Here is a 14,841-nt window from a genome sequence, read left to right on the forward strand (position 1 = left end):
CCGGATGTGCTGAAAACCGGGCCGGACGAGTTCATCTCGTCCGGCCTTTTTCGTGCGCGGCGACGCGGCGTCAGGCCGGTGCGGCAGCGAAATCGGCGCTCATTTCCTTGTACGCCTCGACCAGCGTCCAGGCCCCGTAGGTCGGCAGCGCAAACGTCGCCAGGATTGCCAGCACCGGGCTGAGCCAGCCAAGCAGGATCAGCGCGGGAATGATGCCCAGCAATACGCCGAACAGGTATTGCGCGAAGACCATCAGCACCATGCGCCGCCGGCTGATCGCGTAAGACGGAAACTGGCTGGACTTGATGCCGATGATGACGTTGGTGATTCCGAGCTGCTTGAAGACATAGATGCAGGCATGGTCGCCGGGGTGGACGAACTGCGACACGAACGCCTGGCAGAGCCGTATTTTCCGAAAGAAGGTCGTGCCGATGCGGAAGCTGATCAGTTCCACGGCCACCGGAACCGTGAAGCCGGGGTTGTAGTGGCCCGTCATTGGGTCGCGGCTGCCGGCCGATACCGTGCCGCCGCCGTCAACCGCACCGACAGAGATTTCACCGCAGTATTTGGTCATCGTTCACATCCGGTTGCGTGGAAAAGCCAGTAAGAGGACGGCATGGGTCGCGCTCGGCGCATCGGGGCCGAACGTCGCGTTCAGGATTTCTTGCAGGCGCGGCCGAGCAGCAGGCCGCCGTCGATACAGCCGCTGTCGTCGATGCGCATCGCCTGGGTCTGGCCGGCGAAGGTGATGTAGACCTTGCCGTCCTCGACCTTGAAGCTGCCGACCTGGATGTTGCCGAGCAGGTCGATTTCGACCCGATCGCCCTTGAACGTGTACAGCGTGTCCCAGCGGCCGTTGATCTCGTTGACGCTGCCGTACTCGCCGGACAGGCCACCGCCGCCGCAAGCGGCGAGCGTGGCGATCAGCAGCAGATGCAAAGCGGCTTTCTTCATGGCGATGTCTCCCTGGTGGACGAAGGGTTCGAGCGGTTTCAGCGCAGGGCCACGGCGCCGAGCTGCGCCGGATTGCCGTACTGGCGGCTGATCACGCGGTAGTCGAGCACCCGGCCTTCGATCAGCAGGCCGCCGGCACGGCGCGTGGCCCGGCCGATGGCGATGCGCATGTCGACGTCGACGGCGCGCATGCCGGCTTTGCGCAGCGCTTCGCGGGCGGCGTCCGGCGCCAGTGGCCAGAGATAGGCATCGGCGCTGTTGCCCAGCTGCAGCGCGAATTTCTCGCCGTAAGCCTCGAAGCTGTAGCTGACACCGGGTTCGAAGGCCGGCAGGTAATAGCCGCCGCGGCCAGCGTCGTATTCGCTGAGGTTGCAGTCGGTCTTCAGCTTCAGGAAGCCGGTTTCGGCGGTCGACGCGGCGATCGCCTCCAGCCGCTCCAGCTCGGCCTTGAGTGCGGCGGCGCGCGAGAACTCGTCGGCCGTCCGTACTGTCGGGGCTTGCGCCGCCCAGGCTTCCAGCGGCGGCGTCTGGCCGACGAGCCGGTAGGCAAGCAGCAGCAATTGCAGGTTGTCCGGATAGTCCAGCGTCCCGGTGCCGACGACACCCGGCGCTGATGACGGCGACGCTTCGGACGACGAAGCAGCGGACGCCGTTGGCGCGGGTGTCGGCGACATTGCTGGAGCTGCGCCATAGACCGCCGCTGGCGGGGCCGCCGGACTGGCCGATTTGCTGCAGGCGGCAAGCAGGACCAGCGTCGCCAGGGCAGCGAAGACAACCGGGCCTGGAAGCATTCGCGGAGCGAAAGTCATCGCGCCGCTCACAGCTTCGGCGCCGCGGCGCCCTGCTGGGCGGCCTTCAGCTCGTTCTGCTGGCGCTGCTGCTCCAGCGCCAGGATTTCTTCCTGCATCGCCGTGCCGTAGGCGTAGAGCCTGGCCTGGTCGGCCATGCCGACGCTCAGCTCGTTGACCAGCAGCGGATTGTCCGGCGCCAGATTGATCATCGCGGCGACGGTTATGCCGCAGGCTTCGCTCCAGCCCTGGTGGACATCACCGCGGGCATTGATCGTCGGGCAGCGACTGGCGAGCGGATTCTGGGCCGAGATCGGCTGGCCGCCGGGATCGCTGAGCCACCAGATCTGCACCCAGGGGCGATTGCCGCCATCGTTCTTCTGGGTGCGCTGTGGCGCACCGTACTTGGCGATCAGCGCCTGCTGCACAGAGTCGGCGGCGGGCTGCTCGCCCGGCCGGTAGTACTGCGTGCGCCAGATGCCGACCGCGGTCTCGCGCCCCGGTACGCCGGGTGTCGCCACGGTCACCGTTTCGTCGACATGCTTCCAGACTCGGTTGCCAAGGCCGCAGGCCTGCATGTCGGCCATGCTCTTGTACTTGCACTCGGCGGTCTCGCCGGACTGAACGGTGAACTGCTGCGGGCCGAGCTTCATCGCACCGGTGTTCAGCTCGGAGAAGAAGCGGTCCTCGTTGACCACCACCGCGTTCTTCTGCGCGCAGCGCGCCAGGTTCAGCGCTTCGTCGCGCGTCAGGCCGAGCTTCAGGCCGGCGATGTCAGGACCATCGACCTTGCTCCTGATCTTCGCCGGACAGTCGACCTCGGGCAGGCCATCGCCCGCCCGTTCAGTACTGGCAGATGCCGCCGCAGCAGCGGGCTGATTGCCGGGGCTGCCGCTCTTGCCGCAGGCGACCAGCAGCAAAGCGATGGCAAGCACGGCAGCGATGCGGCCACGCTGCGGACGGAGGCTCGGACAGGAACGGCGGCTGGGCATCATGGCGGGCGGCCTCTGCGGTGGGTAAGAGGCCTGCAGTGGGCAACGGCCGCCGGCCGCCTGTCATAACCGCGCGCTAACGGAACCCTAACGGCTGAGTTTTCCCTATGCAGCCAATGCTTTGAACCTGTCACCAGGCGCTGGTCCGCGACCTGGGACGACGGCCTGTTGACCGATCGCCGCCGGGCACGCGATAAACACGATGTCGCGAAACGCGGACTGGATATCGCCCCCTCATGGAAGCCAAGGTGCCGCGCCGCGACACGCCGCTGTATCGCTACCGTTTCGGTGCGGTGGAATTCGACGAGGCGCGGCAGACGCTGAGCGTCGATGGCGAATTGGTCGAACTCGAACAGCGGCCCTTGCAGCTGCTTGCCGAGCTGCTGCGCCATCCGGATGAAGTCGTCACCCGCGAGGAGCTGCTGGACTCGGTGTGGGCCGGCCGGCCGACCGTCGACAACGTGCTGGCCAACGCCGTCACCAAGCTGCGCAAGGCGCTGGGCGAAGTGGAAGGCGCAAGGATCATCACGTTGCCGCGGATCGGCTATCGGCTGATCGGTCCCGTCGAACGCTCGACCGTCGGCCGTCAACTCAAGACCCAGCTGGCGCTTGCGCCGGGCGCGCCGGTGCCGGGGCGCGACGGCTTCCGGCTGGAAGCGCTGCTCGGTAGCAGCTCCGGCGCCGAAGTCTGGCGCGCGCACCATCCGAAGTCCGGCGAATCACGCATCTACAAGTTCAGCCGGGACGGTGAACGACTGGCGGCGCTGAAGCGCGAAGCGACCCTGGCCCGGCTGCTTCGGGAAGCGCTGGGCGCTCGCGACGATCTGATCCGCCTGCTCGACTGGAACTTCGAGTCACCGCCGTTCTTTCTCGAATGCGAGGACGGCGGCAGCGATCTCGCCGCGTGGGCCGCGCAGGGCCATCTCGCCGCGCTCGACGTTGAAGCGCGGATCGCGCTGTTTCTCGCGATTGCCGAGGCCGTTGCTGCCGCTCATTCGGTCGGCGTGCTGCACAAGGATCTGAAGCCGGCCAATGTGCTGATTGCACGGCATCCCTCGGCGACGGGCGAGCCCGGCTGGCAGCCGAAACTCGGCGATTTCGGCAGTGGCAGATTGCTGGAGCCGGAGCGTCTCGAAGCGCTCGGCATCACCCGGCTCGGCTTCACGGTGGCCGACGCAGCGACCGACGCCAGCGGCACGCCGCTGTATCTGGCACCCGAGCTGATCGCCGGGCGAAGTCCGACCGTGCAGAGCGATGTCTACGCGCTCGGCCTGATCCTGTACCAGCTGCTGGTCGGCGATCTGAAGCGGCCGATGGCGACCGGCTGGGAGCAGGACATCGCCGATCCGCTGGCTCGCACCGATATCGCGGCGGCAACCGCGGGCCAGCCCCAGCAGCGGCTGGAAACGGTCGCCGCCCTGATCCAGCGGCTGCGCGACCGTGACCGTCGCCGCGAGACCGCAGACCGGCTGCACGATGCAGAGACTCGGGCGGCGCTCGCCGAACGCCGGCTCGAACGCAGCCATGGGCGGCGGCCATGGATGCTCGCCGCTGCCGCGGTACTGGTCCTCGGATTGGCAGTCAGCCTGTGGCAGGCCCGCCGGGCCAGTCTGGCCCGCGACGAGGCGCATCGGCAGGCCGCGCTCGCCGAAGCCTCGAACCGCTTCCTGACCGATGACCTGCTCGGCGCCGCCGGTGCCGGCGGCGCCACCACCGCCTGGTATCAGCGCAACCCGCCGCTGCGCGAAGTGATCGACCGCGCGGCCGAACGGCTGGGCAGCCGGTTCGAGGGCGCGCCGCTGGTCGAGGCCGGGCTGCGGCGGACGCTGGGCCGCGCCTATCGGGCACTGGGCAACTACGATCTCGCCGAGCCGCAGCTGGCTCGCGCGCTGACCCTGTTCGATGCCGCCCTCGGGCCGCTGTCCGACGAGGCGGTGCTGACCGGCTACGAACGGGCACTGTCCTTGAGCTTCCTGTCGCGCTTCGACGAAGCCCGCGACCAGCTGGCTCGCAGCGATGCGGCCGCTGGCGCCCGGCTGCTGGCAGTCGGCGACGTGGCCTTGCGCGCCCAGCTGGCGCACGGCACCTGGCATTACCAGAAGATCGAACCGGAAGCCGCGCTGGCCCGCTACCGCAATGCCCAGCGCCTGAACCAGCTGCTTTATCCGGATGACGCCGCCACCGCGGCCCATATCGACGGCAGCATCGCCGGCTGCCTGCTGCGCCTGCAGCGGCCACGCGAAGCCGAGCTGATCGCCCGCGAAATGCTGTCCGGCGAACGCTATAGCGAAGCCAATGTCGGCGGCGCGGTGCTGGCCAGCGCCCGGCTGAACCTGGCCAATGCCTTGCGCGCCCAGAATCGCGTCGGCGAAGCGATTCCGTACGCGCAAGCCGCGGTCGGCAGTTTCGAGCAGCTCGAAGGCCCTGACGCGCAGCGAACGATCAACGCGCTGTCCAGCCTCGGCCGCCTGCAGTCGATGGCCGGTGACAGCAGCGCCGCGCTCACCGTGCAGCGCGAGGTGCTGGCCCGTTCGCTGCGCCGCTGGGGCGCGAAGAACCAGTACACCCTGGTCGAGCGGATGAATCTCGGTTTCCTGGAAGCCGAGCAGGGCCAGCGCGACGCTGCGCTGATCGATCTGCGCGCGGCGGAAGCTGGGCTGGTCGAAACCTCGGGGGCGCAATCGGCGCTGGTTCAAGCCGCCCGCTTCGGACTCGCCGATCTCGCCGGCGACCTCGGCCGCTACTCGGAAGCGCTGCAGGCCTTGGCTGGCATCGATGCGAAAGCGCTGCAGGCGACCACCAGCGATCCCGGCCGCGCCGAACTGCTGACGGCACTGAAGGCGAGGATCGTCCACCAGCGCGACCACAGCCCGGCCAGCCGACAGGCGCTCGATCAGGCGATCACTGCGATGAACAAGGCCGGTGTGGCCGCCAGCGATATCGAGCCGTTCCAGGCGGTACTCGTCGGTCAATGAGCCAGAGGCCGCCCGGCGGCGCCGGCAGACCACCGCCCGCGCTGTCTCTCAATTGTCATCAAAGCCCCTTCTAGTACGATTCCCGATCATCTTCCGTGCCGCCGCCCGCATGACTTCCGCCCCTGCTCCGTCGTTCCTCAACCGCGAACTGTCGCTGCTCGAGTTCAATCACCGCGTCTTGGCCCAGGCCGAAGACACGCGGGTGCCGTTGCTGGAGCGCCTCAAGTTCCTGTGCATTTCCTGCTCGAATCTCGATGAATTCTTCGAGATCCGCGTCGCCGGCCTGAAGCAGATGGCCAAGGTCGGCGCCACCTCGGTCGGGCCCGATGGCAGCACGCCGACCGAATTGCTGGCGATGATCTCGGCCGCCGGGCATCAGCTGGTCGACGCGCAATACCGGATGCTCAACGAGGTACTGATTCCGGCGCTGGACGCCGAGCAGATTCGCTTCGTTCGTCGTAGTCACTGGACGCCGGAGCAGGACGCCTGGCTGAAGACCTACTTCGAGACCGAGGTGATGCCGGTGCTGTCGCCGATCGGCCTCGATCCGGCGCATCCGTTCCCGCGGATCATGAACAAGTCGCTGAACTTCATCGTCTCGCTGTCCGGGCGCGATGCCTTCGGCCGCAACATCGGTTACGCCGTGGTCCAGGCGCCGCGCGCGCTGCCGCGGCTGATCCGCGTGCCGTCCTCGGTGCCGGGCACCGGGCCGAACGATTTCGTGTTCCTGTCCAGCGTCATCCATGCCCATGTCGATCAGCTGTTCCCGGGCATGTCACCGAGCGGCTGCTACCAGTTCCGGGTCACCCGCAATTCCGATCTGCTGGTCGATGAAGCCGAGGCCTCCGATCTGCTCGAAGCGCTCGAAGATGAACTGGAGCAGCGCCAGTGGGGCGATACCGTGCGCCTGGAAGTGGCGCACAACTGCCCGGATCAACTGGTTCGTTACCTCGCCGAAGAGCTGAACCTGGCGCCCGGCGATATCTACCAGTGCAACGGCCCGGTCAACCTGATGCGCTTGCTGGCGATTCCGGATCTGGTCGATCGCCCCGATCTGAAAGACCCGCCGTTCACGCCGCGCGTACCGAAAGCATTGTCCGGCGATCTGTTCGCGGCGATGCGCGAGAAGGACCGCCTGCTGCAGCATCCGTACGACTCCTTCGGCCCGGTGCTGGAACTGCTGCGCCAGGCCGCGAAAGACCCGAATGTGCTGGCGATCAAGCAGACGCTGTACCGCACCGGCGCCAAGAGCCTGGTCGCCGAAGCGCTGATCCAGGCAGCGCGCGCCGGCAAGGAAGTGACCGTGGTCGTCGAACTGCGTGCGCGCTTCGACGAGGCCGACAACATCTCGCTGGCGGAAGCGCTGCAGGACGTGGGCGCCCATGTCGTCTACGGCGTGGTCGGCTACAAGACCCACGCCAAGATGATGCTGATCGTCCGTCGCGAGACCGATGCTTCGGTGCCCGGCGCGGCGCCGGTGCTGAAGCACTACGCCCATCTGGGCACCGGCAACTACCATCCGCGCACCGCGCGGATGTACACCGACTACGGCCTGATGACCGCCGATCCGGCGATCTGCCGCGACATCCACAACGTCTTCCTGCAACTGACCAGCCTCGGCAAGGTGCCGGAGTTGAAATGCCTGCTGCAGGCACCGTTCACGCTGGCCATCGGCGTTCGGGCGCGGATTGCCCGCGAGATCGAACAGGTGCAGGCCGGCAAGCCCGGCCGCATCGTCGCCAAGATGAACGGCCTGGTCGAACCGGAAACGATCAAGGCGCTGTACGAGGCCTCGCAGGCCGGCGTGCAGATCGATCTGATCGTGCGCGGCATGTGCAGCCTGCAGCCCGGCGTGCCGGGCCTGTCCGACAACATCCGCGTGCGCTCGGTGATCGGCCGTTTCCTCGAACATCAGCGCGTGTTCTGGTTCCACAACGGCGGCGCCGATGAGGTCTGGCTGTCGAGTGCCGACTGGATGGAGCGCAACCTGCTGCGAAGAGTCGAAGTCGCTTTCCCGCTGCGCGATCAGGCAATCCGCGAACGGGTCATGGAGCATCTGCTCGCTTATCTCGCCGACACCACGCAGAGCTGGCTGCTGCAGGCCGATGGCCGCTACCTGCGCCCGGAATCCACGGCTGACTCGGAAGCCGACGCGATCGGCGTGCAGGTGCGCATGCTCGCCGAAGCCGGTGTCATCACCGTGCCCGGCCTGGCCGCCGTCGATGCCGCCGAACCGGTGCTGAAGCTGGTGCCGAAGCCGCGGGCGCGGCGCAAGGCGGCGAGCTGATGTCACCGCTGTAGCGAGGCGTTCGATCTCGCCGCTCCGCGCCTACAATCGGCGCACCCGCTACCGGTTCCGACGTCGCTCTCCAGAGGCGGTGCAGCCGGCAGCCGCGACCGGCGAGGAGAACGGACGACGATGGCAGCGCGCGCGTGGCGGCTCATGGCCGGAATGGGCCTGCTGCTGACTGCGGCGGCCTACGCCCAGCCGCCCGACGCTAAACTGAGCTTGCGCGACGCCGTTCGTGCCGCGCTCGCCGGCAATCCCGAGCTGCGCAACTTTGCCTACGCGTTCAAGGCCCAGGACGGGCAGGCAGCACAGGCGGCGGTGCGGCCGAATCCGCAACTCGATTTCCAGGCCGAGGACTTTCTCGGCACCGGCCAGAGTCGCGGCTTCACCGGTGCCGAGTTCTCGCTGTCCCTGAGCCAGACCCTCGAACTCGGCGACAAGCGCCGGCGCCGGGTCGAGGTGGCCAGCGAGGAGCGGCGGATCATCGAAGCCGAACGCCAGGTCCGCCAGCTCGACGTGGTCGCCGAAGTCGCGCGTCGCTTCGTCGGGGTAGCGGCAGATCAGGAACGGGTCGCGCTCGCGGCCCGCGCCGTGCAACTGGCCGCGGCAACACGCGACGAGGTGCAGAAGCGGGTCGACGCCGCCCGTTCGCCGCTCGCCGAAGCCAGCCGCGCCGGCATCGCGCTTGCGCGCGCACAGCTTGATCAGACCGAGGTGCAGCGTCAGCTCGCCGCCGATCGCCAGCGGCTCGCCACCCTGTGGGGCGACCGCGAGCCCGCCTTCGCGCAGGTCTCCGCGGCTCTGTATCGCCTGCCGGCAGTCGATGCTTTCGAGCAGCTGCGCGATCGGCTGGAACGCAATCCCGATCTCGCCCGATTCCTGAGCGAGGCCCGCCTGCGCGATGCCGAACTGCGGCTGGCGCTGGCCGCCGGCGTGCAGAACCTGACCCTGGAAGCGGGCCTGCGCCGCACCCAGCAGGGCGGCGATGAAGCGCTGCTGTTCGGCGCGACATTGCCGCTGGGCTTCAATGATCGCAATGCCGGCAACATCGCCTCGGCGCGCGCGGCGCGGGAAAGAGTCGATGCCGAACGGGTGGCACTGGCGCTGCGCCTGAACAGCGAGCTGTACGGGCTCTATCAGCAGCTGGCGCAGGCGCGCGCCGAAGTCGAAGGCCTGGAGAGGGAAATCCTGCCGCGCGCCCATGACGCGCTGAAGCAAGCCGAATACGCCTACCAGCGCGGTCGCTACGGCTATCTGGAATGGGTAGACGTGCAGCGCGAACTGCTGGCCGTCGAGCGCCAGCACATCGACGCTGCCGAGCGTTACCACCTGACCCTGAACGAGATCGAGCGGCTGACCGGCGAAGCGCTGCCGGCCGCGACAACGACGACCGCACCTGCCGGAGCTGCGCCATGACTGTCCGTCGTCGATTGCTGCTGCTCGCCGCGCTGAGCTTGCTGAGCGCCTGCCAACGCGAGTCGACCTTCGAGCCCGTCGCGACAGCACCGAAAGCCGACGAAGCGCAGGCGCCGCTGCTGGCGCGAATCAGCGAGGCTGCCGCCGCGAAAGTCGACATCCACACCGCCATCGCCGGCCCGGCCGAAATCCGTGACCACCTGCCGCTGTACGGCACGATCAGGCCGAATGCCGAGAGAGTCCGCGAAGTCGTCGCCCGTTTTCCTGGTTCGATCCGCAGTGTCGCCAAGGCGATCGGCGACAACGTGGCCAAGGGCGAGGTGATGGCGACGATCGAAAGCAACGACAGCCTGCAGACCTATCCGGTGCTGGCGCCGATGGCCGGCACGGTGACTGCGCGCGAGGCCGATCCCGGCGAACAGGCCGGCAGCGAAGTGCTGTTCTCGATCACCGATCTGAGCACCGTCTGGGTCGAGCTGAGCCTGTTTCCGGCCGATGTCGGGCAAGTGAAAATCGGCCAGACCGTCACCGTGGCCAGTGTCGATGCACGACTCAGCGGCAGCGGCCGCATCGATCTGGTCGGCGCGCTCGGCGAAGCGGCAACGCAGACCTTGACCGCCCGCGTGACCCTGCCAAATCCGGGCCGGCAATGGACGCCAGGTCTGTTCGTCAACGCCAGTGTCGAACTCGGCGCCGATGCCGCGGCGGTGGCGATCGAATCGACCGCCTTGCAGACGCTCGACGGCGTGACCACCGTGTTCGTGCCGGTGTCCGGCGGCTACGCGCCACGCAGCGTGCAGACCGGTCGCAGCGATGCCAGCCGGGTCGAAATCCTGTCCGGGCTCGTCGCTGGCGAGGCCTATGTGTCGGCCGGCAGCTTCGTGGTCAAGGCCGAGTTGGGCAAGGCCGGACTTGAGGAAGACGACGCCGACAAAACCGAAGCACGCGAGGCCGCACCGTGATCGAAGCCGGCCTGCGCTTCGCCGTCGAACGGCGGGTGCTGGTGCTGATCTCGGTGTCTTTGCTGGCACTGTTCGGCGCCTGGAATTTCACCCGGCTGAACATCGACGCGGTGCCCGATCTGACCAATACCCAGGTGCAGATCACCAGCGCCTTCCCGGGCGCCACCCCACAGGAAGTCGAAGCCCAGGTCACTTACGCGGTGGAGACCGCGCTGGCCGGTCTGCCGGGGCTGGCTTACACGCGTTCGCAATCGCGCTATGGCCTGTCGCAGGTCACCGCGGTATTCGACGACAGCTCCGACATCTACTTCGCCCGCAACCTGATTTCCGAACGTCTGCAGGCGGTGCGCGCGGCCGTACCGCCCGGGGTCGCGCCCAGGCTCGGGCCAGTAGCGACCGGCCTCGGCGAAATCCTGCTCTACGCGATCACGGCCACGCCGGAAGCCCGCCAGCCCGATGGCCGGCCTTGGGATCTCGCCGCGCTGCGCGGCTTGCAGGACTGGGTGATCCGCCCGCAGTTGCTGCAGGTCGCCGGCGTTTCGGAGATCAACACCACCGGCGGCTACGAGCAGGAATGGCTGGTGGCGCCGTCGCCGGCGCGGCTGCTCGCCTGGAGCTTGAGCTTCGCCGATCTGGCCGCGGCGATCGAAGCGAATAACGCCACGCTCGGCGCCGGCCAGGTCGAGAAGAACGGCGAGCAGGTGCTGATCCGCGTGCCTGGTCTACTGAAAACGGCGCGCGACATTGCCGATGTCGTCGTCACCCGGCGCGGCGGCGTGCCGGTGCGGGTGGCCGATGTCGCGGAAGTCAGCCGAGGCGTGCCGCTGCGCACCAGCGCAGCCTTGATCGACGGCCGGGAAACGGTGATCGGCACGGTGATCATGCGGCTCGGCGAGAACAGCCGGACCGTCGCCCGCGCCGCTGCTGCAAAGCTCAAGGCGATCCGCGCCAGTGCGCCCAAGGGCGTGACCATCGAGCCGCTGTACGACCGCAGCGCCCTGGTCGATCAGACGATCGCAACCGTACGCACCAACCTGCTCGAAGGGGCTGCGCTGGTGATCGTCGTGCTGTTCCTGATGCTCGGCAGTCTGCGCGCCGCACTGATCACCGCGGCGGTGATTCCGCTGGCGATGCTGATGACCGTCACCGGCATGGTCGAGCTCGGTGTCAGCGCCAACCTGATGTCGCTGGGCGCGCTGGACTTCGGCCTGATCGTCGACGGTGCGGTGATCATCGTCGAGAACTGCACACGGCGATTGGCGCAAGCGCAGGCCGCGGGCCCGCTGAGCGACGAACAGCGCCGCAGGCTGGCCTACGAAGCAGCACGCGAAGTGATCCGGCCGAGCCTGTTCGGCGTGGCGATCATCACCCTGGTCTATCTGCCGATCTTCGCGTTCCAGGGTGCCGAGGGAAAACTGTTCCAGCCGATGGCGCTGACCGTGATGATGGCGCTGGTCGCAGCCCTGATGTTCAGCCTGACGTTCGTGCCGGCGGCCGTTGCCGTGGCGCTGAAACGCGCCGGTGCCGAGCGCGAGGCCGGGCTGACCCGACGCCTGCGGCGCCGCTATGCGGCCGTACTCGGCAGCGCCCTGCGTCATCCGCTGCCGGTGCTCCTTGTGGCATTGGCGCTGGTGATTGTCAGCGGCGCGCAGGCAACCCGGCTCGGCAGCGAGTTCATTCCCTCGCTCGACGAAGGCGATGTGCTGATCGAGGTCCGGCGCATTCCCGGCACCAGCCTGAGCCAGGGCCTGGCGCTCGAGAAGGAACTGGACCTCGTGCTGGCCGCGGTGCCGGAAGTGCGCCGCGTGTTTGCCGGCATGGGCACTACCGAAATCGCCATCGACCCGACCGCGCCCGGCGAAGGCGAAACCTATGTGCTGATGAAACCGCGCGCCGAATGGCCCGATCCCGCCAAGCCGAAGGCGCAACTGCTGCGCGAACTGCAGGCGGCGGCAGCGACCCTGCCGGGCACGGTCACCGAGTTCTCGCAGCCGGTGGCGCTGCGAATTAACGAGCTGCTGTCTGGCGTCAAGAGCGCGCTGGCGGTGAAGATCCACGGCGACGATCTGGACACCCTGAACCGCCTCGGCGCGCAGGTCGAAACCCTGCTCTCGGCCGTGCCCGGCGCGATCGACGTGAAGCGCGAAGCCACCGAAGGCCTGCCGCTGCTCAACATCGAGCCGAAGCGCGCGCTGCTCTATCGCTACGGCCTGAATATCGGCGATCTGCAGCGCACAGTGGCCAACGCGCTGTCCGGCCTCGATGCCGGTCATCTGATCGATGGCGACCGTCGTCAGGCCATCGTCATCCGCCTGCCGGAAGCGCTGCGCCAGGACTTGCGGGCGCTAGCGCGGCTGCCGATCGCATTGCCGGACGGCGGCGCGATCCCGCTTAGCGAAGTGGCAACGCTGACCTTGAGCAACGGCCCGAACCAGATTTCCCGTGAGAACGGCAAGCGCCGCGTGGTGGTCACCGCCAACGTCGAAGGCCGCGATCTCGGCGGCTTCGTCGACGACGTACGCGCCCGGCTGAGCCGCCAGCTACGCCTGCCGCCCGGCGTCTGGCTGGCCTACGGCGGCACTTATCAGCAACTGGTGTCGGCGAATCAGCGGCTGATGCTGATCGCCCCGCTCACGCTAGCCGCGATCTTCGGACTGCTGCTGATCGCCTTCGGCAGCGTTCGCGATGCCTTGCTGATGTTCAGTGGCGTGCCGCTGGCGCTGACCGGCGGCGTGCTGGCCTTGATCATCCGTGGGCTGCCGTTCTCGGTCACCGCCGGCGTCGGCTTCATCGCGCTATCCGGTGTGGCGATCCTCAACGGGCTGGTACTGCTCAGCTTCATCGACAAGCTGCGCCGCGAAGGTCGGCCCCTGCAGGAAGCACTGATCGAAGGCGCTTCCCTGAGGCTGCGGCCGGTGCTGATGACGGCGCTGGTCGCGTCACTTGGATTCCTGCCGATGGCGCTGAACACCGGCCTGGGTGCCGAGGTACAGCGACCGCTGGCTACGGTCGTGATCGGCGGCATTCTCAGTTCGACTTTGCTGACGCTATTCGTGCTGCCATTGTTGTATCGGCTTGTGCATCGACGCTGAGCGCTACGACTTTCCGGGCACTACCTTGATGCGATAGCGTCCCCCAAATCGGCCGTCAGAAACAGAGTGTCACGAGAACGATCTCGACGCTTTTCTACAAACTCGAAGGCATCGCAACGGCATGCGCAAACTATCGGCTTCCCTCCAGCACCTCTTTGAGGTGTTCAATATCGAATCAAAACGGAAGCTCGAGGTTCACTGCCGAGAGTTGATAGTGTTTCGCGCGGATCTCACCTCGTTGATCCTGGCTGCGCAGCATGGCGCTCTTTATCCTTACTGCTACGCGAACCACTTTGAACATCGAATCTCGCCGACTCTCGTCCCGAGAAAGGAAGAGAGAGAAGCGTTAGAAAAAAATGGTGTTGGACAGTACAAGACAAAGGCCGCTGGCAAATTCGGGAGAAAAGTATTCAGCCTGTTTCGCGAGCAACGGGCACTAGCCGCACACCTTTTCTACACGCCCGACCACAAGCATTGGTACCTGTTCTACTTCGACAATCGCGATAAAACTCAGCATTCAAATCACTGGATGCATGGCCCACACATTCATCTCGTCTGTAGTCTTTGGCCGAACCTGCTGTTAGGCCGGGTATGGGAGCAAGTCCAATCTGGCCAACTCACATTCCCTTCCAAAATCCACCTCCGCTACCGAAGTCGGTAGCGATGCCAAGTTCTTCGCTCAACCGATCGGACCGACTAGGGCGGGAAAGCCGCGAGGCGCATGTCGCCTTCTGTGACGTTCGCGCGGAATCGGAATCGAAACGCTGAGCCTCACATCGACGTCACGGCGGGAGCGCCCTTACGGCTTTCCCGCCCTACGATCCTGCTGACGCGGCGTTGCGCTGGACCCAACCGATGAACCGAATGTTGGAGGACGCAAATGGCTCACTACACAGTTGAAACAATCTGGTCTCGTGGCGACCAGAAGTTTCTGGACAGCCGGTACAGCCGGCGCCACATCCTGCGCTTCGATGCCGGCCTCGATGTTCCCGGGTCCTCGTCGCCGCATGTGGTTCCCGTGCCTTGCTCCGACCCCGAGGCCGTTGATCCGGAGGAGGCATTCGTCTCCTCGCTCTCGAGTTGCCACATGCTCTGGTTTCTCGCGATCGCGGTGAAGCGCACGTTCATCGTCGATCACTACCAGGACAAGGCCGTTGGCATCATGGCCAGGGATGCTCTCGGCAAGCTCGCGATGACGGTCGTCACGCTGAAGCCCGAGGTTCACTTCTCGGGCGACCAACGTCCCAGCCGGGACGACATCGATCAGATGCATCATGAAGCGCACGAGGAGTGCTTCATCGCGAACTCGGTCAAGACCGAAATCCGCTGCGAGCCGGTTTACGGCGACACCATCGGCTAGACGTTCACGCTC

The 14,841-nt window shown here is 66.8% G+C and carries 10 protein-coding genes; 6 read left to right on the forward strand and 4 right to left on the reverse strand.

Features of this window, described 5'->3' with window-relative positions:
- Positions 1-70: 70 nt before the first annotated feature.
- The 4 genes from G513_RS0109125 to G513_RS0109140 all read right to left on the reverse strand — a co-directional run bounded on the left by G513_RS0109125 (position 71) and on the right by G513_RS0109140 (position 2,737).
- Positions 71-574, reverse strand: a complete 504-nt coding sequence (locus tag G513_RS0109125) for a hypothetical protein (protein WP_022976530.1) — start codon at positions 572-574, stop codon at positions 71-73.
- Between the two features lie 80 nt (positions 575-654).
- A complete protein-coding gene (locus G513_RS0109130; RefSeq protein ID WP_022976531.1) occupies positions 655-954 on the reverse strand; it encodes a hypothetical protein in 300 nt (99 codons plus the stop codon).
- Between the two features lie 38 nt (positions 955-992).
- Positions 993-1,628 (reverse strand): hypothetical protein, encoded by a 636-nt coding sequence (locus tag G513_RS22250; RefSeq protein ID WP_156891504.1) that lies wholly within the window; start codon positions 1,626-1,628, stop codon positions 993-995.
- A 143-nt stretch (positions 1,629-1,771) separates the two neighbouring features.
- The gene (locus tag G513_RS0109140; protein ID WP_022976533.1) at positions 1,772-2,737 is read right to left on the reverse strand and encodes a hypothetical protein; all 966 of its coding nucleotides are present in this window, start codon (positions 2,735-2,737) and stop codon (positions 1,772-1,774) included.
- Between the two features lie 233 nt (positions 2,738-2,970).
- Between G513_RS0109140 and G513_RS22255 the strand changes: the two genes are divergently transcribed.
- From G513_RS22255 to G513_RS0109175, 6 genes are all read left to right on the forward strand, one after another.
- Positions 2,971-5,709, forward strand: coding sequence for a protein kinase domain-containing protein (locus G513_RS22255; protein ID WP_022976534.1), 2,739 nt, complete (start codon positions 2,971-2,973; stop codon positions 5,707-5,709).
- Between the two features lie 109 nt (positions 5,710-5,818).
- Positions 5,819-7,996 carry a polyphosphate kinase 1 gene (gene ppk1 / locus G513_RS22260; RefSeq protein ID WP_022976535.1) on the forward strand — a complete coding sequence of 726 codons (2,178 nt, stop codon included), beginning with the start codon at positions 5,819-5,821 and terminating at the stop codon, positions 7,994-7,996.
- 132 nt (positions 7,997-8,128) lie between these two features.
- Complete coding sequence (locus G513_RS22265; RefSeq protein WP_084711424.1) at positions 8,129-9,415, forward strand: TolC family protein; 1,287 nt, start codon at positions 8,129-8,131, stop codon at positions 9,413-9,415.
- The gene (locus tag G513_RS22270; RefSeq protein WP_022976537.1) at positions 9,412-10,377 is read left to right on the forward strand and encodes an efflux RND transporter periplasmic adaptor subunit; all 966 of its coding nucleotides are present in this window, start codon (positions 9,412-9,414) and stop codon (positions 10,375-10,377) included. The genes G513_RS22265 and G513_RS22270 overlap by 4 nt, the downstream gene beginning before the upstream one ends.
- Positions 10,374-13,469, forward strand: coding sequence for an efflux RND transporter permease subunit (locus G513_RS0109165; RefSeq protein ID WP_022976538.1), 3,096 nt, complete (start codon positions 10,374-10,376; stop codon positions 13,467-13,469). Before G513_RS22270 ends, G513_RS0109165 begins: the two co-directional genes overlap by 4 nt.
- An 880-nt stretch (positions 13,470-14,349) precedes the next feature.
- Positions 14,350-14,829, forward strand: a complete 480-nt coding sequence (locus G513_RS0109175; protein WP_022976540.1) for an OsmC family protein — start codon at positions 14,350-14,352, stop codon at positions 14,827-14,829.
- Positions 14,830-14,841: the final 12 nt, after the last annotated feature.

This window comes from Nevskia ramosa DSM 11499, from assembly GCF_000420645.1.
Classification (GTDB): Bacteria; Pseudomonadota; Gammaproteobacteria; order Nevskiales; family Nevskiaceae; genus Nevskia; species Nevskia ramosa.